Here is a 21,809-nt window from a genome sequence, read left to right on the forward strand (position 1 = left end):
TACCTTGCATAAGCTGACTGACTTCACGCCGGTCTGTAATGCTTGCTTTCGCGAATAGTGGAAACTGCAATAAAAGCGACCACGCATGAAGCGATCAGATAGAAAGCGGGAGCCATTGGATTACCCGTTTTCGCCAGGAGCCAGGTGACCACGTACTGGGCCGATCCTCCAAACGCCATGACCGCTATGCTGCACATAATTGACAAGCCGGACGCCCTCACGGAACTCGGCAAGATCTCTGTCAGAAGGACGAGGACCGGAATCGCTACCACGTAGAGCAATGCCGTCAATAATGACGTCATGGCAAGGACAAGGAACAAGCTGGGGCTGTGATTTACAAGTTCGTACGCGGGATACGTTGCCGCCGCTGTGAGGACCAGCGCTGTCTGTATCAGCGGTTTTCTTAGGACCAGACGGTCCGTGAGGCGTCCGGCAATCAACGAGACAATCAGCATGGTCGCTCCGGAAACGCAGCCCGATAAAAGAGAAAGCGACGGTGGCATGTGAAGTACGCGGATCATGTAGGTCGGCATGAAAAATACGACGACGTATGTGCCGACGGTCCCTGCAGTAATGGCGAGCACGCCCTTTATCAAGCTTCCGAAATGCTGACTGAAGAGCGTGCGAATCGGACTTAAGTCGTATCGCTCAGGGTTATGGGTTTCGTCCAGCTGGGACCTGATATACAGCCCGACGGGCGCGATCAAAAGTCCAAGCAGGAACGGGATGCGCCAGCCCCATGCTTCGATCGAGTCAGGTGACAACGTGGCATACAACACGGCGCCGCTCAATGCGCCGAGCAGCGCTGCCATCCCTTGGCTGGCTGCTTGCCAACTTATACGGAAACCCCGGCTTTGCACTTCGCCCGCTTCCATGAGTAACGACGTTGACGGGCCAATTTCTCCTCCGAGCGAGAAGCCTTGTAGCATTCGCCCTGCCAAGACGATAAGCGGCCCAGCGATACCCACGGACTCATAGGTCGGCGCACATGCGATACAGAGCGTACCGGCGACCATCACGCTAATGGTTAATGTCATGGCGCGTTTCCTGCCTCGGCGATCCGCATAACTTCCGATGACGAAAGCCCCTAGGGGCCGCAGGATGAAGCCGATCCCGAATGTCGCAACTGCTAGCATCAGCGAACCATATGCGTTCGACGAAGGGAAGAAAAGCTTGCCGATCAGTACGGCAAAGAAGCTATATACGGTGAAATCGTAGACCTCAAGCGCGTTGCCGATCGAACAGGCAGCAATTGTGCGTATGTCATTATTTCGCGCTTCTTGTGCAGAGTTAAGACTTTCTGCGCGGGTAAATACTCCGTTATCCATATCACATTCCACGTTCAATTGGTCGGTTCGTTTGCGTTGCGCTATGCTGCTTTCCAGTGAAGCCAGTATTCCTCCCCATAAATAATCGCGAAATGGTATTTTTTAATCGTGATAACCGATACTTATCGCGCCCTGGCCGATGAGGATGTGCCAGACCCCGGCAGGACGCGTCACCCTCCTGCGCAACGGGCGAATGGTGCCGACGCTCTGGTCGTCAGGATGGGATGCCCGCCAAACCGCGCTTATGCGTCGTGTCGTACCGCTCCGCGGGACCCGACCCGGGTTGAGCCGCACTGCCGGTATCACCTTGGCGGCGAAAGTAACAGAAGCGTCATCAACTTTTTGTTCCTGCGCAGCAGCGATGCCTCGGATTCTTTTCGTTAAATTTGTTGAGCAAGACATTCTTTCGGTAACGACTTTTCACAAATAGCTGACTACAGTGTCAATCGGTAAGCGTTGCAGTGCCTGTGCCACTGCGCCTACGCAGGCCGGCCTTCCTCGCGTGCGAATGCGGACTCAAGCCCCGCGTTGCGCGGGTCCGCCGCGGTTGCGCAAAACGAGGTAAAACCGATGAATGCATGTCCCACGATCATTTCGACAGAGTCCGTTCCACCCGGCGAAAGGCTTGCGTACTGGAAAGCTCAGGTAGGGATGCTCCTGACTCACCTCGAATGCTATAGCACGGCGGGCGACGCCTTCTCAGGCACAGTGGTGGTACAGCCGAGCAATGTAGTCAGTTTCGTTCATATCAAGGCGTCTTTGCATGCAATCGCGCGAGGGCGAACTCGTCTCGCGCAATCCGGAGAAGAGCGAGTCTTCATCGTCCTGCAGACAGATGGTGAGGCGCGGGTCGAGCAGGACGGTCGGCAAGGGCTTCTGAAGCCGGGCGACATGACGCTGCTGGACACCTCGAGAACCTTCCATGCAGATTTCCCCGAGCCGATGTCGCAGCTTGTCCTGCAAGTGCCTCGAGCGCTTGTGCGCAAACAGGTTGGCGCCGTCGAGCGGTTCGCCGGAACGGTCGTCCCTACGAGCAATACGGTTTGCAAACTGACGTGGGACTTTGTGCAATTCATTGTCCAGGAGTCTTGGCATGCTAGCCGATGACGTGGCCCAACGGCTGACCGATCAAGCCACCGAAATGGCCGCCATGGCGTTCCTGTCTTCCTTAGACAACGTCGAGGTTGCGACGCAGCCCACTGCCGGAAGGGTGATGTTGGCCAACCGGGGACGGGCGTTCATCGAGGCGAGACTTCGAGATCCATCGCTGACCCCCATTGAGCGTTGCAGAGCAACTTGGCATCTCACGTCGCTGTCTGAGTGCCATCTTTGCTGGGCAAGGCGAGTCCGTGGAGCGATTCAGCTGGGGCAGGCGGCTCGACAAGTGCGCGCGCGACCTGAGCGATCCCGGGCAGCCGGCAAGAGCAATTGGCGACATCGCGTTTTCGTGGGGCTTTAGGAGCCTCCCTCACTTCAGCCAAACATTCAAGGCGAAGCTGGGCAAGACCCCACGTGAATTCCGGAAAACCCGCTCTGAAGCGCGGTCGCATCGGCGCGCGGCAGTCGGCCACCTTTGAACGCGATGGTTGGCTTATGCGTGAGTGGCTCGTGAGCCGGTCTTATCTGCCATGTTCCTCGGTTCCGACTGCGGAACCTTGCTGCATTGCGCGCCCGCTGCCGCCCATCAGCCACCCTTATCCTGTGAGCCGCGCCTTCAATCTAGGCGCCGCGAACTCAAGGAACGCCCGCAACTTAACCGGCACCTGACGCTGCCCAGGATAGATGAGGGTGACCGGGGAGTTTCCTGGCTCATATTGATCGAGCACTGTAACGAGAGATCGCGCTTCCAGCTGGCGGTCAATCTGATACGAAAGCACGCGCGCGATGCCGGCGCCGTGTTCGGCAGCCACGACGGCGGCCTCGATGGAGTTGACCATAAGTCGCCATCGCACCGCCATGCTTTGCACTTCCCCGTTATGGCGGAAGTTCCAGCTAGTGCCGGCGCTTAATCCTTCATATCCAACGCAGTGGTGCAAGGTGAGGTCAGCGGCGTGGCCGGCGTGCTGCGGCTGTCCAGATACTCAGGGCTTGCGCACAGCACCTGGCGCACCTGCCCGACCCGCAGGCCGACCATGTTGCTGTCTGGAAGCTCACCGGTTCGCAACGCGATATCGACGTGTTCCTCGAGCAGGCTGACGTTTCTATCCGTTAGCTGGACGCGCACGCGGATGTCTGGATAAGTGCGCAAGAACTCCGCGATTACCGGCAGGCCGACCGGACAACAACATGTAATTGATAAGCGCACCGTGCAAGCTTCGTCATCGGGTGCCGGGATAACTGTCCAGACGAAGCTGTTCAGGCAACGCTCGGCGCCTACCGCTTTATGAAAAAAGTGCTGCGAGCCCGGAGGACACTTCTGGGCATTCACTGTTCTCTATGTTGCCCCCGGCCGCGTACCATCGGTGCAGGTAACCGCGGTCTACAATGAAGCGATGTGTCCGACCGAAATTCAGGAGCAGCATTGAAGTCCGCGCCCAAGAATTCTACGGACGTCACCGCCGCCTTCCGGGATGAGTTGCTCGCCAGAGCATGGCCTGATGCTCTAGGCGTTAGCTCATCTGCGCACAAGGGGCTCATGCCGACGGGAGCCGCATCATAGCCGACGGACTCCGGGCTCAACGGAAACCTCTGGACGTTAGGTCGCCATAGTGCATGTTGGCCTGCCAGACACGCCGGATCTCCGGTTCCAGAGTTTCGTCGCGTTTCGCGCGGGCACAGCGCGTTGATGGATCTCGGAGCTGCGCCGCATGGCGTCGGTAACCCGACGGGGCAATCTGCAAGACCTTGCAGATCGGCTCGCCCCCAAAGGTATCGCGATGCTGGTCAACGAAGGCCTTCAGGATTTCAAACGGCGGTCGAGCTCCGCCTCGGCGAAAAACGCGCTCGCGACCTTGAGGATTTCGTGGGCACGACGCAGCTCCTTGACCTCGCGCTCCAGGGCCTTGACGCGCTCGCGCTTGTCTGTGGTCACGCCATCGCGCTCTCCGGCATCAACCTGATCGCGCTTGACCCAATCGTGCAGCGTCCGCGGCGTGCAGCCGATCATCGGTGCAATCGTCTCGACCGCTGCCCACATTGACGGATGTTCGCTACGCTGCTCGCACCAGACGTAGCGCACGCTCGCGAACTTCTGGGGAAAACCTGGTTACCTTCTTGTTCACGGCTCCATTGTCTCAAGAGTTGGAGCCTCCACAAAATTCGGTGCGGTTCATAGCAGTTGCGACTCAGATTTTCCACCGGAGTAGCGGCACTTTCATGTTATTAACCGGTGACGGCCGCCGGCTCGTCCCATTAACTGATTCACGTGAGCGTTTAGCGGCGCGGATGGATTCCACCCATCTGGGACGTACCATCCGCGACCGAGCCGTAGTCGCTCGTCTGCGTTGGTGCTTGCGGCAACGCTTCCGCAGTGACCCGCGCTTGTGCAGCCAACACGGTCGACGGGTAGTACGGATCGCTCATATTCGGTTTGTACCCTGCTTTCTCGAATTGCACAAGCTGAGCGCGGACATCCCCGCGGCTCAACGGAACTTCGACTTGAGCGCTCGAAGGAGCGGGGACGGCGAATGCAGCGGCTAGAGCGGCGACAGAAACGAGCGACTTCATGATCTTGACCTCCGGTTCAATTAAGATGCTCCGTCCGCGGATTGGCCGGACGGGCCACTGGTCATCGAAGTGTAAGCCTGCGGTCTTGTAAGATCGTTGCCGTTTTTGATGAATGACTTTGTCAAATACCAAAATAATCACGTCGACCCTTGTTGCGTTACAAGTCCTATTCATTTCTTGATTGCTGATCGGCATCGCCGAAGCTTTAGCCATCCCAGCACGGGCAGCCAAGGCAATGACGCGACGCCGAGATCATCCGCGACTGGCGACGTTGATGCAGTAAGCGCCCGATTAACCTTGTAATTACCCACTTCTTTTCATTGCGAGTTCGTAACCGAGTTGAATGTCCGTCAGCCGTCGCATACGTCGCCACATCACCGTGTTGCCAGGCGGAGGATCGCTGGCACGTGCCAGATAGGATGCAGAGTACGGAGATGAGGTTGGCCAGCCAGTCTGCCGTACGTAGCCGGGCGTCTTCGGCCTTGCATCCCGACTTCAGGATCTTGTGGAACGTCTCGATCTTCCAGCGCATGGCATACCAGTCGAGCTTTTCTACGGCCTGTGCACGCGAGCTGACTGGCAAATCCGTAATCAGCTTCCATTCTATCGGGGCGCGTTTGGCAGGAGCGTTACGCTCCCGAGCATGAATGACTGAGAGCTGCAGCGCCGGATAACGATTCTGCTTGCGATGGGCGGCAGCACCGTCATGCGCTGATAGCGAAGCTCCAGGTCGACCACCAGTCGCGCGCCCTTCGCGTCGCGAAGCTCAACGCGATGCAGGCCCTTGACCCTTCCGTTACGCATCTCGCCGTCGATCGTATGCTGACCATCTCCAGCCAGGCGATCTACACATGTGCGAACAAGGAAGTGTGTGCCGAGATCGTGCGCCGTGCAGAACAGTTCGTAGATGTCGCTTTCCCGATCACCTACATGGATACAGCGCCCGGGCTCCCCCAGCAGCGCGCTCGACTCGCGCATATTCTCGAGCCAGCGGTAGCTTTCCTTTTCCGCAATCGGTACGCGCGTAGGGTTGACGTGACGCTTGAGCGCCGTACAGCCTTTGAACTTGCTCCGTGTCCAGAATTTTATGGCGCTCAGACCCAGAGGCAAACCTTCGGTGGTTACCGCCAGGCTGGAATGCATCAGGATGCCGCATTGGGTCAGCGAATTCTGCAATCCGTTTCCCTTGTACCCGGTTCGCATTGTCGCTTTGCCCGTGTACCCGACATATTCCAGGGTACCGGGTTTTTCGATGGGGATGTGGGTAATTACAAGCCGATTAACACCAGCAGCGCGACGTTTGGTATCGACGTTGCATGTTGCGCCTCCGGTAAGCTTCTCCGTCACTGGGCGACCATATTGGCGTTCAAGCCATGCGCACGAGCCACTTCGGCAATCGAACGATTCGGATCGTTCGCTTCGGCAGCAACCGCTTCCCGAAACTCCTTCGTGCAGCTCCTCATCCCGGTTGTCTTCCATGCACTACTGACTTCATCGATCTGATTCCCATTACACATCTAATGGGAATCAGACTGCCTGTGCCGCGCTTTCGCGAACAGACGGTACATTTCGACCGCTTACTTGATGTATCAAGGGAATTCACCAGCAAAGGCCACGGTGCGGCCCGATTTCGGCTCAGCTGTGCGGACTGTTGAGCACCTATTCCGCGCAATGATCTGGTTTGAGCTGCCAAATCAGTCGCGTTTTGATGGCTACTGACGCTTGGGCAGGAAAGCGGATGGGAAAGCGTCGCGTTGAGTTGGCCCTGTCTCAGCAGGTGTTGAACATCGACGGCAGATCGGGATTGCGCTCAGCTGTGTATAACCTAAAAAATATCTTTATATTTAATCAATCGAAATCATGCATTTACCTGTGTGAAGTAAATTCGTGTCATGTAAAATCGCTGCGAATTGACGACCTACGGTCAGCCTCGCATTCGATTTTGGCGCGATCGTACACCGGTACTTATCGATTTACGTCGAGCCTCTCGCTCAGCACTCTGACCTCAAGATCATGCTTCTTCAACGCAAGCGGGACCGCTTCTTTAAGGAGCTCGACGAGCGTCCGAATCTTCGCGTCAACATACTGCCTCGATGCAAAAATCGCATAGATATGATTGCCTGACAAGCGGTAGTCAGGCAGAACCTGCCTGAGATTTCCTGCACGCAGACCAGGCAATGCAACTGCGACCGGGAGTGGGCCAATGCCCATGCCGGCGGCGACCGCGCCTTCGAGCGCTTCCGCTGCATTGACCTCGAACGGAGTCCGTTCGAACTCGTGAACAACAACGCCATCAGGTCCTTCCAGCGGCCATTGGCTAGCCGGAAGGTCGGGCAACGTCAAATGCAGGCACGTATGTTCCCGTAGGTCCTCGACCCTGCGAACTGTTCCGCGACGATCGAGGTAGTCGGGCGAAGCACAGAGAATGATATGGGTAGTGCCGATGCGATTGGCGATCATTGACGAATCGGGCAATTGCCGCGTGACGGCTACCGAGATGTCATAGCCTTCTTCGACGAAGTTGGGAGTTCGTTGCGCAAGGACGAGTTCCGTCGAGACATCCGGAAACCTCTGGTGATACTCGGCGATAAGCGGTGGCATATAATGCTGGCCGAAGCTCAATGTCGCGTGAATCCGTAACTTACCCCAAGGTTTTATTCGGGCGTCGGCGGCCTCCGCTTCTGCCTCTTCGACATATGACAGAATCGAGACCGCGCGTTCGAAGTAGCGTTGCCCTGCTTCGGTCAACGAAATGCGGCGTGTTGTTCGGTTCAAAAGCCGCGTGCGCAATCGCGACTCCAATTCGCCGATTGCCCGCGATACCTGTGGAACGGTAATCGAGGCGCGCTCCGCCGCTTTAGTAAAGCTTCCACTCTCTACGACCCGAATGAACAGCTGCATGCAATCCAAGGTGTCCATAAATAGACAGATATAATGTCAGTTATTTAAGTTAAGCGAAATGTGCACCTGAATGAGACGAGCCGACTTCCTTTAGACAAGGCGATCCGGACGCCGAAAGGCCCACATTACGCATCTCAGCCCGAAGTGGGCTAGCTCGACGCTGTTTTTTCATCAGCTGATCGTTTCAACGCTAGCCGCAAGCGTCATCGACCGCCTGAATTCCTCACCGCGACCGTCTCGCGGCGCTGTCACTCCATACAACATGCGTAGAGAGGAGCTACGGTGCGGCGAGCCGGCCTCCGGATACAAATTGGAGCATTGATCACTAGCGATACGATGATTCGCCCCTCGCAAAATCGATCCTTCAGCCAGTAAATGCTAAGACCATGATTCGCGCGAAAGCCGCTGACGAGGCCGATGCATGTTAGGTGTGGCAAATTTTTCAGGCATTGCTTCTTGCGTTTATGCATATCACGCTTACGCAGAACTACGAACCACGTTTTAATCCGAAATACTTTGCAATCACGCATACTAATAATGCAGGTGTGCGTTAAATCGCATCTGCCGCCCCAGCAATCTCGCGCTCAAGACTATCCCACTGTAGTTGTAAGTCCTCACGAGGACAAGGGGGCGCTTGCGTCCGACTGCCCTCTTGCTGGCCACCCCACATCTCGTGCACCGGACTTGAAAGTCACACGCTGCGGCTTGTCCGCTTTGCTTTTGGTTCGGGCCGCATGGCAGCTGCACGCGCTAAATGCATCTCGACACGCGTGGCCTCAGCCAGAAGATGATTTCCAAGCTCTAGCTGACGCTCCTTCGGAAGCCGCGACTCGACCGCTGCAATGCTAAGTGAGCCCACCACCTCCCCCGTCGGCGAGCGCACCGCGACAGCGACTCCCCAAGACCCGCTAACCACAAGGCCTTCGTTGACCGAAAAGCCTCTCTCGCGCGTAAGACTCACCTCCCGCCGCAAAAGAGGCAACGAGAACCTCGGGTAGTTCCTTTTGAGAAGCGCCTCGTTTTCCTGCAGGCAGCGCTCAACTTCATGGTTTTCCATTGCCGCGAGCATGGCAAGACTGCCGGCGCCGACTCCCAGCGGATGTCGCGTGCCGGGCTGTAGCACATGCGTTTTCAAAGGAAAATCACCGTCTTCCCGCAGCACACAAACTGCGAACACATCACTGCGAATTGAGAAGAATGCGGAGTCGCCTGAGGTGCGAGCAAGTCGTGCGACGGCATCTGCCGCCTCTCGTCCCAAGCCAAACCGCTCATTCGCGATGCCGCCGAGGACGTAGCACTCTCGCCCTACAAAGTACCGCAACGAACGCGGGTCCTGCTCCACCATCCCTTCAGCTATTAGCGCCAATACCAATCGATGAGCGGTCGGCTTGTTCAGCTCCGTATCTCGCACGAGCTGCGCGAGGTTGATGCCCGTAGCTCGGGTTCTCGCCACAGCTCGCAAAACGCGCAACGCGCGAGAAACCGCCTGCGCGCCAATCACTGGCTCAGCCATATGCCCTCCCATATGGTCCATATTATAGCACCATAGTTAACCCGACATTCGCGAAAAATGTCTTTGTTCCACTGATCTCCCTAACTACTATGAACACGTCTCGTTGAGAGATCAGATTTTTGGTCCATTATATGGAACATATTGAGGGGTAGGTTGCCACATCTGCTGCGCCGCAACGCCCTAGTGGGAGACATGTCTAGCCGCAAGAGTATTGCGTGGTCTGAAATCGCAATGAATGAAACCGATGAATCCGGCACCTACAACAATGTGGTATGGCGGCTCATTTCGCTGGCCTTGAGCCAACGTCCCACGCTTGCGTGGGGACGTGCCGAAGCAAGACCGTCGTGATTTTGTAGCCGGCCTACCGATATCGGTACTCGCTTCTCATGGAGGTGTTCCGTTGGGGAGGTGTGTGGTGTCACCGCCGGCATTCCCGTGATCGAATTTGTTCGCGATTGCTTTCTTGGACCGTGTCTCATTCATTGGCTCATCGAAAAGAGCCCCGCGACCGGTGTGCGCTTTCACATGCTGGCAACGGCGCGCTACGGCAGTCCGTAGGACTTGAGGTTACGGACGACCTGGTCAACCCGCAACTTCACGAAAGATACTCGCGGCGCTGAAGGAGGAAGTAAATGCGTAGAGCGGTTGGAGTAATAGGATTGGGAGCCATGGGCCACGGTGTGGCCAAAAATCTTATCAACGCTGGCTTCGAAGTCTTTGGCTGCGATGTACGCAAGGAGTCGGTCGCAGCCTTTGCGAACATTGGAGGGCAGGTTTGCGATACTCCAGCGGCCCTTGCCGCCCAGTGCCAGGTGGTCATCATTCTTGTCGTGAACGCCGCACAGACAGACATGGTGCTGTTCGGTGACGACGGTGCCGCACCGCAACTCCGTCCCGGCAGCGTCGTCGTTGGCGCGGCCACCGTGGCACCGGCCTACGCTATTGAACTAGGCAAGCGACTCGCCAAAAGCGGTGTCGGCCTCATTGACTCGCCTATGTCCGGCGGTGTAATCGGCGCGAACGAAGGCACGCTGACGCTTCTGACTTCAGGCCCCGAGGCAGCATACGAAGCTTGTAACGACGTGCTGGATGCCATTTCGTCGAAGGTGTATCGACTGGGTGCACAACACGGCCTCGGGTCAAAGATCAAAGTAATCAACCAGCTTCTGGTGGGAGTCCAGATTGCGGCCGCAGCGGAGGCGATGGCCTTGGGTCTGCGTGAAGGCGTCGACCTGGAGCTACTCTATGACGTCATCGTCCGCAGCGCAGGGAACTCGTGGGCGTTCGCCGATCGCGTCCCGCACATTCTGCAAGGGCGATACACACCAGCGCAAACCGCGCTCGACATTTTTGTCAAAGACCTCGGACTGGTGCTGGAAGCTGCGCGGGCAAGCAACTTCCCATTACCACTGGCGTCAACTGCATATCAAATGTTTGCAACAGCATCCGCTGCGGGCTTCGGTAACGAAGACGACACAGCGGTAATCAAAACCTTTCCGGGCATCACCCTCCCGGGTGCTTGAGTGAATTTTCATATTAGACAGGTCCTTACCATGCAACCTTCCATCATCGGCTGGAGTCATCTTCCGTTCGGCAAACTCGACACGCTCGAACCGGAGCAGATGATTGAATTATCGGCAAAAGCGGCACTGGAGCACGCGGCACTCCGCCCAGAAGAAATCGATTCGGTCCACGTCGCTACGTTCAACGCCGGGTTCGTGTATCAAGACTTTCCGTCGGCGCTCGTGTTGAACTCAATTCCAGAATTGCGCTACGCGTCTACAGTTCGATGTGAAAACGCGTGTGCTACCGGATCAGCGGCGGTTTATTCTGCGCTTGACGCGGTTCGCTCGGGGCGCTCGAGATACGCCCTCGTAATCGGATTCGAGAAAATGACAAGCCTTCCCACGAAGGAAGTCGGTGACGTGCTGCAGAAATGCTCTTACGCAAAGGAAGAGGCAGGCGTGCCGGGCGGCTTTGCCGGAATTTTCGGAACGATTGCGCAGGCATATTTCGAGCGTTATGGCGATCAGTCCGACGCGCTCGCAGCGATTGCCGCGAAGAATCATCACAACGGCGTATCCAATCCGTACGCGCATATGCGCCGGGATTTTGGCTTCGATTTCTGCCGCACGCCGTCGGAAAAAAATCCCTTCGTTGCTGGTCCGCTGAAACGCACCGACTGTTCGCTGATTTCGGACGGTGCGGCCGCTTTGGTCATTGCATCTCCTGACGTTGCTGGCTCCGCCCCACGTGCCATTGCTTTCCGGGCGTCCGTCCAAGTCAGTGACTTCCTTCCACTGTCCCGGCGCGACCGCACTGAGTTTAGCGGTGCACGTCACGCATGGCGAAAAGGTCTTGACGAAGCAAGACTTACCTTGGACGACCTGTCGCTCGTCGAGACGCACGATTGCTTTACGATTGCGGAACTCCTCGAGTACGAAGCGATGGGATTGGCCGAACCGGGCCAAGGAGCGCGGGTGATCCTGGATGGTGTCACAGCAAAAGAGGGTCGTCTGCCGGTCAATCCCTCAGGCGGCCTGAAGTCGAAAGGCCACCCCATCGGCGCCACGGGCGTCTCGATGCACGTCATGGCGGCAATGCAGCTTGCGGGCGAAGCGGCCGATATGCAGATTCCAAACGCAACCCTTGCGGGCGTCTTCAACATGGGGGGAGCAGCGGTTACGAACTATCTGAGCATCCTCGAGCGGCGCTCGTGAACGAATCGTGTTTTTGAACAGGAAATTTGCAATGCTAACCACCGTCATGAACCTCGGAAACTTGCTCACGCAAGTCGCTCGCCGGCATCCCGAAGAGCCGGGCTTTATTACACCTGCGAAGACTCACACCTGGGCCGAAATCAACCGTCGGGTCGATGCAGTATGCACAGCGCTGCGCGAGCGTGGGGTCAAAAAGGGTGACAAAATACTCGTGCACTCACGCAATAATCTCCCCTTGTTCGAGAGCGCCTACGTGGCTTTCAAACTGGGAGCTGTGTGGGTGCCGACGAATTTCCGCGTGGCGCCGCCCGAGGCAGCGTATCTTGGAAAGTCCAGCGGCGCGAGGGTCATGATCTATGACTATGGCTTCGAGCACTACGTCGACGTTGTGCGGGACGCGTCCGCGGCCCTGGAAATGGTTGTTGCATTGGGCGAACCGCGGAATGGTGAACTCGGATACGAGGAGCTCGCCAGCGCTGGGACGGCTCCGTTCGAATCCGAGGAGGTCGACCGGGACGATCCGTTGTGGTTCTTTTATACCTCCGGTACCACCGGGTACCCAAAAGCCGGAACGCTCACACACGGGCAGATGGCATTCGTTGTCACGAACCACCTTGCCGACTTGATGCCCGGCATCGACTATCGGTCACGCTCGCTCGTCGTTGCGCCCCTTTCGCACGGCGCCGGCATCCACGCGATCGTGAACACGGCCAGGGGCGCCGCTAGCGTTCTGCCGGGCTCGGAAAAAATGGACCCGGAAGAAATCTGGACATTGGTCGAGAAGCACCGGGTCGACAACATGTTCACTGTACCGACCATCGTGAAGATGCTGACTGAGCATGACGCGGTAGATCGCTACGACCACAGTTCCCTTAAGTTCGTCATCTATGCGGGTGCGCCGATGTATCGCACGGACCAGAAGCAAGCATTACGCAAGCTCGGTCGAGTGCTGGTCCAATACTATGGTCTGGGCGAAGTCACCGGCAACATTACGGTTCTGCCGCCGTCAATGCATGAGGAGGACGACGAAGCGCCGAACTGCCGCGTCGGCACCTGCGGCTATCCTCGGACCGGAATTGAACTGGCGATATTCGACGACGATGGCAAGCGACTTCAGGCTCACGAAACCGGTGAAATTTGCGTTCGAGGCCCCGCTGTCATGCTCGGCTACGATAACAATCCGGAAGCAAACGCCAAGGCGTTCAAGCACGGGTGGTTCCATACCGGTGACCTCGGCCACCTTGATAGAGAAGGCTTTCTGTACATTACCGGCCGATCATCCGACATGTATATATCGGGTGGTTCGAACGTCTATCCGCGCGAGGTCGAAGAAGCGCTGCTGACTCACGAAGGTGTGCATGAGGTAGCGGTTCTCGGAATGCCCGATCCCAAATGGGGTGAGCTTGGAGTCGCCGTCATCGTTCGCAAGCCGGAATCTGAAGTAACGCCGGACGAGTTGATCCAGCACCTGGACGGCAAACTTGCGCGCTATAAATGGCCGCGGCATGTCGTGTTCTGGGATGCGTTGCCGAAGTCCGCATACGGAAAGATCACCAAGAAGGACGTTCTAGCGCAGCTTGCACAAGAATGGGAAACGCGTTGCATCGATCACGGAGCGCGCGCTTAACATGGCAAATTATCGAATCCGATCGCGACAGCCCATAGTTCATCCCAGTGCCTACGTGTCCGAACATGCGGTAATCATCGGTGACGTTGAACTCGAGGAAGGCGTGTCGGTCTGGCCTGGAGCTGTGATTCGGGGCGACAACGAAAAGATCGTGATCCGGCGCGATGTCAACGTTCAAGACGGCGCGATCATTCACGCGGACCCCGGCTTTCCAGTAACCATCGGACAAGGAGTATCGATCGGCCACCAGGCGATGCTACACGGTTGCACGATTGGAGAAAATTGTCTGATCGGAATTCAGGCGGTTATCTTGAACGGCGCGAGGGTCGGTCGAAACTGTTTAGTTGGGGCGGGGGCGTTGCTGAGCGAGGGAAAATCGTTCCCCGAGCGAAGCTTGATTATCGGCACTCCAGCCAGGGTGTCTCGTGAGCTCACCGACGACGTTATTGCGCAACTATCCGCAAACGCGAGAGACTACCGTGAGCGGGGACAGTCCTATCGGACGGAGTTAGAACGTGTGGACTAGGCCGCGATTGCTAAATAGCGATTAGTAAATAAGTTGGCACGAGTGCCCTAAGTCAGCCGCAGTCGCGGCCATACATTCCGGGTATCGCCAATGGACTCAGTATTTCTGGACGTACGAACGGCGGCACAACCCATTCGGTTGTGATCCGCCAGTTCGGCTGGTTGTTTGGAGGAGAATACGTATGTTGAATTTAGTAGCTGGCGTACCGTGCTGGAACGACACACCATTATCGATGATCGCCATTGGCCAATTAAATGGCGATGAGCGCGTTGCATTCCTCGCTGCCATCTCGAGTCACGATGCGCCCGGCTGGTTCGCCGCAGAAGATAATCGCGTCCATTCGACAGGTAGCGAGTGTCAGCATTCAACGACTGCTTGACGCGTGTTTGAACGAAGTGAAGTTTGCCCCTGCCCTGAAGTTGATGGTTGAGTTCGACCGTTCCTTAACTGAATTTCTTGACCCGCCGTTGGCGGTTGAATAACTGTCCCACCCAACTATGTCACCACCTGTTTCGACCCATTCAGACATCCCCCGTGGTGCCTCTTATCATGACAAGCCACGGCAGCTTGTATCCGCACTCGTTCGTATAGTCAAGCGCAGGCACGTTTTGGTCGGCGATCGTGCGACCCGTCGATACCGCACTGGATTCCGGTTCGGCGGGGGCAATGTGCGTGCAGTCGTGTGTCCGGGCTCGCTTCTTGAACAATGGCGAGTGCTTGTTGAATGCGCCGCCGCTCGCGCTACCGTAATCACACAGGCATCCAACACCGGGCTGACCGGCGGATCCACGCCGGATGGTGATGACTACGATCGCGACATCGTTATCGTGAGCACGAGGCGGATCAGGAAGATTCACCTTGTCGATAGCGGCCGTCAGGTAATCTGCCTCGGCGGCACAACGCTCCACCAACTCGAGCGCGCACTCAAGCCCTTGAATCGCGAGCCGCACTCAGTCATTGGCTCGTCGTGCATAGGTGCGTCGGTCATTGGCGGAATCTGCAATAACTCGGGAGGGTCGCTGGTACGTCGTGGGCCCGCATACACCGAAATGGCCGTATTCGCAGCAATCGACTCGGAAGGAATGCCCCGCCTATTCAACCATCTTGGCGTCGACCTGGGCGACTCACCGGAAAAGATTCTTACGCGCCTTGAAGCCGGTGCATTTTCTGAGTGCGATCTGGAAGCCAGCGTCGGCGCAGGCTCAGATCACAACTATGCCAGTCACGTACGGGAAGTTGATGCGGATTCCCCGGCACGGTATAACGCAGATCCAACGAGATTGTTCGAGGCATCGGGCTCGGCGGGAAAGGTCATGGTGTTCGGAGTTCGGTTGGACACATTTCCTGCGGCCGAAGGGGCCAAAGTCTTTTACATAGGAACAAATCGCCCGGCTGAGCTCGCTGAAATTCGCAGGCACGCCTTAAGCAAGTTTTCTGAACTTCCGATTGCGGGCGAATACATGCATCGCCATGCCTTCGACGTCGCCGAGAAGTATGGAAAAGATATGTTCCTGCTTATTGATAATTTTGGCACTGACCGGCTCCCAACGTTCTTCGCATTGAAGAACCGATGCGACAGCTTGCTTGAGCAACTTCCTTTTTTTCCGAAGAACCTCACCGATCGCTTGCTCCAGTCGATTAGCCGCTGGTGTCCAAGCCATCTGCCCGGCCGGCTTTTGGAGTATCGGCGCCGTTACGAGCACCACCTGATGCTTAAAATTTCCGCGGAGGGGGTCCCCGAAGCGCGCGAGTTTCTATCACGACAATTCGCAGAATCGTCCGGCAGCTTTTTTGAATGCAGTGAAGACGAAGGAAGGAAAGCCTTTTTGCACCGGTTCGTAGCGGCAAGCGCGGCGGTACGGTACAGGGATGTCCACCATAAGAACGTCGCAGGTATCGTGGCGTTGGACATCGCGCTCAAGCGGAATGAGCGAGAGTGGTTCGAACAATTGCCAGCCGACATCGAGCGATCGATCGCACTAAAGCTCTATTATGGGCATTTCCTATGCCATGTATTCCACCAGGATTATGTTGTGCATAAAGGACATGACTGTGTCGAATTGGAGCACCGAATGCTTGATTTGCTCGATAAACGCGGCGCGGAGTATCCCGCCGAGCACAATGTGGGACACCTCTATGATGCAAAGCCGCAGCTGCGCGCGTTCTACAAGCAACTGGACCCATGCAACTGCTTCAATCCAGGGATTGGCAAGACGTCGAAATTATTCGCCTACCGCGATGATAATCAGGCGGCATAGCCAAGCGATTTTCTCTTTCCGGCCCCTCCGACTGGCGCACAATTAGTGCAGGTTCTTCACAAGCCCTTGAAATCGGCTGAAGGCCTTCGTTTCGCGTTTTGTCGGTCCAGAGCGCAACCGCAACAATCTTGAGACCTTCGGGATTTAGATGGTAGATGTGCCGCGTGCAGCACCTCTGCTTCGCGCCTCTAGAACACCGCCTTGAGCACGCGCTTTCAAACTACGTCAGTCCAGCATCCGACGGTAAGAAAGCGACTCGCTTCTCTCATGTCTATCATGTTCTCCGTGGAGCCTCTGGTCCGCAGGGCGACGTGCTCGAATAATGAGTCTGCTGATTTTGCCCGCGCTCCATGAACACAGCAATTTCATGGGGCCGATTGTCCCCTTGGGAGGGGGCGGACAATCCTTGACATCCATTGCAATATGGTTGCCACCTGAGGTGAAAATCCTGTCCGCCTCGATCGATCATAAGCGATGGTTACGATGAGCCAATCTAACGATGTTAAAGGGATGCCCCTGAAGGGGGTGCGCGTCCTTGAGCTAGGTTCCTTGATAGCGGGGCCTTACGCAAGTGCGCTACTCGCCCAGTTCGGAGCCGAGGTTATCAAGGTGGAACCGCCGCAACATGGCGATCCTTTGCGAAAGTGGCGCAAGTTGCACGATGGTACGTCGCTTTGGTGGTACACACAAAGTCGCAACAAGAAGTCCCTCACTCTCGATCTAAAGAAGGAAGAAGCGCAAGAGATCGTGCGCCGGATCGCGCAGGATGTCGATATCGTGATCGAGAATTTTCGCCCCGGCACGCTTGAAAAGTGGGGCCTGGGCTGGGCACATCTCTCTGCGCTTAACCCGAAACTCGTGATGGTGCGAATTTCAGGATACGGACAGTCCGGGCCGTACAGCCAGCGCCCTGGATTTGCTGCCATCGCGGAGTGCATGGGGGGGCTGCGGCATGTGACAGGATTCCCGGATCGTCCGCCGGTGCGCGCGGGCGTCAGTCTCGGAGACACGCTCGCTTCCTTATATGGCGCAATCGGCGCACTGTTGGCGATGCATCACGTGAAGGTTAATCACGACGTTGGGCAGTTCATCGACGTGGCGCTTTACGAGGCGGTTTTCGCTACGATGGAGAGCCTGATCCCTGAGTATGCCGCCTTCGGTCACGTGCGGGAGCGTACGGGCTCCGCTCTGCCGGGCATCTCGCCGTCTAACACCTACCGGTGCGCGGATGGACAATACGTCGTGATTGCTGGGAACGGCGATGCTATCTTCAAGCGTCTGATGAACGCGTTGGGACGGCAAGATCTGGCCGAAGATTCAGAGCTCGCTCGAAATGATGGGCGCGTGAAACACAATGACAAATTGGATTCAGCAATTTCGCAATGGACCATCGAGCGATCGCTCAATGAAGTCTTGTCGATACTGGAGACCGCAGATGTTCCCTGTGGCCGCGTCTACTCGGCTGCTGACATTGCTGAAGACCCGCATTACGCCGCTCGAGAAATGATTCAGACTCATCAGTTGCCAGATGGTCAGCCAATCAAGCTACCAGGAATCGTGCCGAAGCTAAGCAGTACGCCCGGGCGTACTCAATGGATAGGCCCAGATCTTGGAGCTAACACCGACGAAATACTAACGTCGATCGGAATCGGTGCGGAAGAGATCAAGCGTCTACGAGCAAATGGTGTGGTCTAGGGAAATGGCGGCCATGACAATCGCAAACGGGCGACGCGTGTACATTCAAGAGGTGTCGGTTCGAGATGGGTTCCAAATCGAGCCGACATTCATTCCCACCACAGACAAGGTGTCGCTGATCAATTCACTCAGTCGATCCGGTCTTACCAAGATCGAGGTAACGTCGTTCACCTCTCCCAAGGCCATTCCGGCATTGGCCGACGCAGAAGCCGTCATGCAGCAAATCGAACGCGTGCCGGGGGTCGAATACGCCGCTCTAGTGCCCAACGTCCGCGGCGCCGAGCGTGCACTAAGCTGTGATGTGGACGAGCTGAACTTGGTGATGTCGGCGAGTGCAACTCACAATCTGGCTAATCTGCGCCTCCAGCCCGAACAGTCGCTGGCACAGTTTGCGGAGATAGTGCGGCTTACCCAAGGCCGTGCTCACATCAATGCATCGCTGTCCACGGCCTTCGGTTGCCCCTTTGAAGGCGATTTGCCTGACGATGTGGTGTTGGATCTCGTAGATCGTGTTGTAGATATGGGGATCGACCGGATAACCCTGTGCGACACGACAGGCATGGCTCATCCAGTACAAGTATCCCGCCTATGTGGTGCAGTGCGTCAGCGATGGCCAGCCCTCGGATTGACAGCTCACTTTCACAACACACGAGCTATGGGACTGCCCAACGTTCTAGCTGCGCTTGAGGTTGGAATCGTGCGGTTTGACTCCGCTCTGGGTGGATTGGGTGGCTGCCCGTTCGCGCCAGGCGCCAGCGGCAATGTTTGTACAGAAGATCTGGTGCACATGCTTCAATCTATGGGCTATGACACACGCGTCGATCTCACGGCATTGTTATCGTTGGCGAACGGGTTGGCACAACTAGTGGGACATGAAGTGCCCGGCCAAGTCATGAAAGCAGGCCCTTCGACACGTCGTTACGAGGTGCCCCCCGGTGTGATGAACCGTGAGCCGCAGTTGCGCTTTGGGGGGACAGCCTCCGCGCGACCGACCCTGCTTGTATAGCCCCGGAGGCCCAAACATGACTCCACTGACACTCGTCGAAAAACTTTGGCGCAGTCACCTCGTGCAGCAGACGTCAGACGGCCAATCTCTGATTTATGTCGACAGACATCTCGTCTACGAGGTCACAAGCCCACAGGCATTTGAAGGACTGCGTCTATTCGATCGAAAGCCGTGGCGATCAGAGACGGTTCTGGCGACCGCAGATCACAATGTACCGACGACATCTCGTGATAGAGGGGTGACCGATCCTCTTTCCCGAGAGCAAATTGACCAACTGGGACGCAATTGCGAGGATTTTGAGATTCTTCAGTTCAAGTTGAATGATCGCCGTCAAGGCATCATTCACGTGATCGGCCCTGAGCAAGGCGCAACGCTACCAGGTATGACTGTGGTGGCGGGAGACTCTCATACCAGCACTCATGGCGCATTTGGCGCTTTGGCTTTCGGTGTGGGCACCTCCGAAGTCGAGCATGTTCTTGCCACGCAATGCCTGTCGATGCATCGGATGAAGTCGATGTTGATCCGCGTAGACGGGCAGTTGCACCCTAGCGTGACGGCCAAGGACTTGATCTTGCATATTATCGGTTCTCTGGGGACAGCAGGTGCTACGGGCTACGCCATCGAATTCGCAGGCACAACCATTCAGGCCTTGTCCATGGAGGGCCGCATGACTCTTTGCAACATGGCCATCGAGGCCGGCGGAAGAGTCGGTTTGATAGGAGTGGACCAGACTACCATCGACTACCTGGAGGGCAGGCCGTTTGTTCCTTCCGGTGCCCAATGGGACGATGCGGTGGCCTACTGGAGAACGCTGGTCAGTGACAGCGGTGCCGTCTTTGACTGTCAATTGCAGTTTGACGCCAGCTTGATTCGGCCGATGGTCACGTGGGGAACCTCACCTGAGATGGTGGCACCCGTTAGCGCCTCAGTTCCGGATCCCGCTCGTGAAGAGGCTCCCGTACGCCGGCGCGCCATGGAGCAGGCGCTCGCATACATGGGGCTAGTTCCTGGCACCCCACTCGTCAGTCTGCGCCCGGACAAGGTGTTTATTGGTTCCTGCACTAATTCTCGAATTGAGGACTTACGTTCCGCAGCTGCCCAGCTGAAAGGACGGCGGATTGCTCCGAACATCAAGCTTGCGCTTGCAGTCCCAGGTTCCGGACTGGTCAAGGCTCAGGCAGAGGAAGAAGGGTTGCATCAAATCTTCATCGATGCGGGATTTGAATGGCGTGAGGCTGGGTGTTCCATGTGTCTCGGCATGAATGGCGACAGGCTTGGCCCTGGTGAGCGATGTGCATCTACCTCCAACCGTAATTTCGAAGGGCGGCAGGGAGCTGGGGGACGCAGCCATCTTATGAGTCCTGCCATGGCAGCAGCGGCAGCAGTTGCCGGTCACTTCGTGGACCTGACGGAAGGGGCGTTTTGATGGAAAAGTTCACTGCCATCCATGGTTTGGTCGTTCCTATAGATCGCGCCAACGTCGATACTGACGCCATTATTCCGAAGCAGTTCATGAAGTCGATTCGTCGAACAGGGTTCGGTCCAAACCTATTCGACGAGTGGCGCTATCGGGATCGTGGAGAACCCGGTCAAGACGTTACGGGACGACCAAAGAACGCTGACTTCGCGCTCAATGAGCCTCGCTACCAAGGGGCCAACGTCTTGCTAACGCGCGAGAACTTCGGCTGCGGTTCCAGTCGGGAGCACGCTGCATGGGCTCTCCGCGATTGGGGTATCCGAGCCCTCATAGCGCCCAGCTTTGCGGATATTTTCATGGGCAACTGCTATAAAAATGGCATGTTGCCGATTACGCTAGATGCTACGCTGGTCGACAGGCTGTTCGCTGCTGTATCAGTTAGGCCAGGATACGCGATCGATATCGACTTACTTTCGCAATCGTTAGCGTGTCCCGACGGCCAGATCATCCACTTTGAGCTGGACCCCTACAGGAAGCAGTGTCTTCTAGACGGCGCCGACGACATAGCCTTGACCTTGCGAAATGCTGAAGCAATACGCGATTATGAGGAACACCGCCGCAAAATCGAACCTTGGATTTTTGAACGGCCACCTACTTGGCGATAGATCTTATCAACGGAGTAAAAAACCGAAATCAGAGCTGGATACTGCGCCAGATACCTTGATGACATCTTCGAGCCACGCCTGCGCGGCCGGCGCCTGAAGATCGTGGACGGTCGAGCGAGCGCCCATTTGCGCCCCACCGGGGATGAGTGGCGACGAGTTTCGTGCTGATAGAACAAATGCACCGCCGTGTCGGTCGCCTTTGCCCTCAGCTTCTTGCCAGTCAGGGAACTGTCCCGAGTAGCGTGCCTTGTTGATACCGGATGTAAGCGTCACGTTGACTGAGGACCACGCTACGAGCAACGGAAGACATCGGGGAGCGCGGTTGGCAGCGGCTTCTAGCCAGCAAAACGCGCCAGTGGCTGTTCGCGTTTGGTGCGTGTTCTTTTTCATGCCCCATCTTAACCGGCACCCGGCTCAACTTGACATTGCCTCATCGGCCTTCGCCACCGTCGGGTTGGCCAATACGCCGCACACGCGTATAGCAATC

Annotated in this window: 21 protein-coding genes, 1 pseudogene and 1 other annotated feature; of the genes and pseudogenes, 12 read left to right on the plus strand and 10 right to left on the minus strand. The window is 56.7% G+C overall.

The features are described 5' to 3' along the window. Window positions 1–23: 23 nt before the first annotated feature. On the minus strand, window positions 24–1,328 hold the full coding sequence (locus tag CIC12_RS28870) for an MFS transporter (protein WP_168669327.1): 1,305 nt from the start codon (window positions 1,326–1,328) through the stop codon (window positions 24–26). Window positions 1,329–1,979: 651 nt separating this feature from the next. Between CIC12_RS28870 and CIC12_RS33940 the strand changes: the two genes are divergently transcribed. Then, window positions 1,980–2,435 (plus strand): AraC-like ligand-binding domain-containing protein, encoded by a 456-nt coding sequence (locus tag CIC12_RS33940; RefSeq protein ID WP_446728049.1) that lies wholly within the window; start codon window positions 1,980–1,982, stop codon window positions 2,433–2,435. 170 nt (window positions 2,436–2,605) lie between these two features. Further along, a complete protein-coding gene (locus CIC12_RS33945) occupies window positions 2,606–2,905 on the plus strand; it encodes a helix-turn-helix domain-containing protein (RefSeq protein WP_168669331.1) in 300 nt (99 codons plus the stop codon). Window positions 2,906–3,022: 117 nt separating this feature from the next. Here the strand turns inward: CIC12_RS33945 and CIC12_RS33710 are convergent, their stop codons facing one another. The 8 genes and pseudogenes from CIC12_RS33710 to CIC12_RS28920 form a co-directional block, all read right to left on the minus strand. After that, entirely contained in the window at window positions 3,023–3,364 is a 342-nt protein-coding gene (locus CIC12_RS33710) for a LysR substrate-binding domain-containing protein (RefSeq protein WP_168669333.1), read from the minus strand. Then, complete coding sequence (locus tag CIC12_RS33800; protein WP_168669335.1) at window positions 3,334–3,756, minus strand: LysR substrate-binding domain-containing protein; 423 nt, start codon at window positions 3,754–3,756, stop codon at window positions 3,334–3,336. Before CIC12_RS33800 ends, CIC12_RS33710 begins: the two co-directional genes overlap by 31 nt. Before the next feature lie 274 nt (window positions 3,757–4,030). After that, window positions 4,031–4,549: pseudogene (locus CIC12_RS28895) on the minus strand (transposase); the annotation flags it as partial. Further along, window positions 4,154–4,270, minus strand: a sequence feature (AL1L pseudoknot). (Overlaps the previous pseudogene by 117 nt.) Before the next feature lie 151 nt (window positions 4,550–4,700). Beyond that, a complete protein-coding gene (locus CIC12_RS33455) occupies window positions 4,701–5,207 on the minus strand; it encodes a DUF4148 domain-containing protein (protein ID WP_238812944.1) in 507 nt (168 codons plus the stop codon). A 390-nt stretch (window positions 5,208–5,597) separates the two neighbouring features. Further along, on the minus strand, window positions 5,598–6,341 hold the full coding sequence (locus tag CIC12_RS32835) for a hypothetical protein (RefSeq protein ID WP_238812946.1): 744 nt from the start codon (window positions 6,339–6,341) through the stop codon (window positions 5,598–5,600). Then, window positions 6,338–6,511 carry a transposase gene (locus tag CIC12_RS33950; RefSeq protein WP_446728047.1) on the minus strand — a complete coding sequence of 58 codons (174 nt, stop codon included), beginning with the start codon at window positions 6,509–6,511 and terminating at the stop codon, window positions 6,338–6,340. The genes CIC12_RS32835 and CIC12_RS33950 overlap by 4 nt, the downstream gene beginning before the upstream one ends. A 448-nt stretch (window positions 6,512–6,959) precedes the next feature. After that, complete coding sequence (locus tag CIC12_RS28915) at window positions 6,960–7,895, minus strand: LysR family transcriptional regulator (protein WP_342030583.1); 936 nt, start codon at window positions 7,893–7,895, stop codon at window positions 6,960–6,962. A 691-nt stretch (window positions 7,896–8,586) separates the two neighbouring features. Beyond that, the gene (locus tag CIC12_RS28920) at window positions 8,587–9,408 is read right to left on the minus strand and encodes an IclR family transcriptional regulator (RefSeq protein ID WP_168669339.1); all 822 of its coding nucleotides are present in this window, start codon (window positions 9,406–9,408) and stop codon (window positions 8,587–8,589) included. A gap of 632 nt (window positions 9,409–10,040) precedes the next feature. Here CIC12_RS28920 and ltnD point away from each other — a divergent pair. The 10 genes from ltnD to leuD all read left to right on the plus strand — a co-directional run bounded on the left by ltnD (window position 10,041) and on the right by leuD (window position 21,322). After that, a complete protein-coding gene (gene ltnD / locus CIC12_RS28925) occupies window positions 10,041–10,931 on the plus strand; it encodes an L-threonate dehydrogenase (RefSeq protein WP_168669341.1) in 891 nt (296 codons plus the stop codon). 30 nt (window positions 10,932–10,961) lie between these two features. Beyond that, window positions 10,962–12,128, plus strand: a complete 1,167-nt coding sequence (locus CIC12_RS28930; protein ID WP_168669343.1) for an acetyl-CoA acetyltransferase — start codon at window positions 10,962–10,964, stop codon at window positions 12,126–12,128. Between the two features lie 31 nt (window positions 12,129–12,159). Then, entirely contained in the window at window positions 12,160–13,755 is a 1,596-nt protein-coding gene (locus CIC12_RS28935) for an acyl-CoA synthetase (RefSeq protein WP_168669345.1), read from the plus strand. Between the two features lies 1 nt (window position 13,756). Continuing rightward, window positions 13,757–14,281 carry a gamma carbonic anhydrase family protein gene (locus CIC12_RS28940; RefSeq protein WP_168669347.1) on the plus strand — a complete coding sequence of 175 codons (525 nt, stop codon included), beginning with the start codon at window positions 13,757–13,759 and terminating at the stop codon, window positions 14,279–14,281. Window positions 14,282–14,462: 181 nt separating this feature from the next. Beyond that, entirely contained in the window at window positions 14,463–14,660 is a 198-nt protein-coding gene (locus tag CIC12_RS28945) for a hypothetical protein (protein ID WP_168669349.1), read from the plus strand. 118 nt (window positions 14,661–14,778) lie between these two features. Next, a complete protein-coding gene (gene dld / locus CIC12_RS28950; RefSeq protein ID WP_168669351.1) occupies window positions 14,779–16,539 on the plus strand; it encodes a D-lactate dehydrogenase in 1,761 nt (586 codons plus the stop codon). A 483-nt stretch (window positions 16,540–17,022) separates the two neighbouring features. Then, window positions 17,023–18,234 carry a CaiB/BaiF CoA transferase family protein gene (locus CIC12_RS28955; RefSeq protein WP_168669353.1) on the plus strand — a complete coding sequence of 404 codons (1,212 nt, stop codon included), beginning with the start codon at window positions 17,023–17,025 and terminating at the stop codon, window positions 18,232–18,234. Window positions 18,235–18,247: 13 nt separating this feature from the next. Next, window positions 18,248–19,240, plus strand: coding sequence for a hydroxymethylglutaryl-CoA lyase (locus CIC12_RS28960; protein ID WP_168669356.1), 993 nt, complete (start codon window positions 18,248–18,250; stop codon window positions 19,238–19,240). A 16-nt stretch (window positions 19,241–19,256) separates the two neighbouring features. Continuing rightward, the gene (leuC, locus tag CIC12_RS28965; RefSeq protein WP_168669358.1) at window positions 19,257–20,666 is read left to right on the plus strand and encodes a 3-isopropylmalate dehydratase large subunit; all 1,410 of its coding nucleotides are present in this window, start codon (window positions 19,257–19,259) and stop codon (window positions 20,664–20,666) included. Next, a complete protein-coding gene (gene leuD, locus CIC12_RS28970) occupies window positions 20,666–21,322 on the plus strand; it encodes a 3-isopropylmalate dehydratase small subunit (protein WP_168669361.1) in 657 nt (218 codons plus the stop codon). Before leuC ends, leuD begins: the two co-directional genes overlap by 1 nt. Before the next feature lie 6 nt (window positions 21,323–21,328). Here the strand turns inward: leuD and CIC12_RS28975 are convergent, their stop codons facing one another. After that, window positions 21,329–21,712 carry a hypothetical protein gene (locus tag CIC12_RS28975; protein ID WP_168669364.1) on the minus strand — a complete coding sequence of 128 codons (384 nt, stop codon included), beginning with the start codon at window positions 21,710–21,712 and terminating at the stop codon, window positions 21,329–21,331. Between the last annotated feature and the right edge of the window lie 97 nt (window positions 21,713–21,809).

Source organism: Paraburkholderia sp. SG-MS1, from assembly GCF_012275575.1.
Taxonomy (GTDB): Bacteria; Pseudomonadota; Gammaproteobacteria; order Burkholderiales; family Burkholderiaceae; genus Paraburkholderia.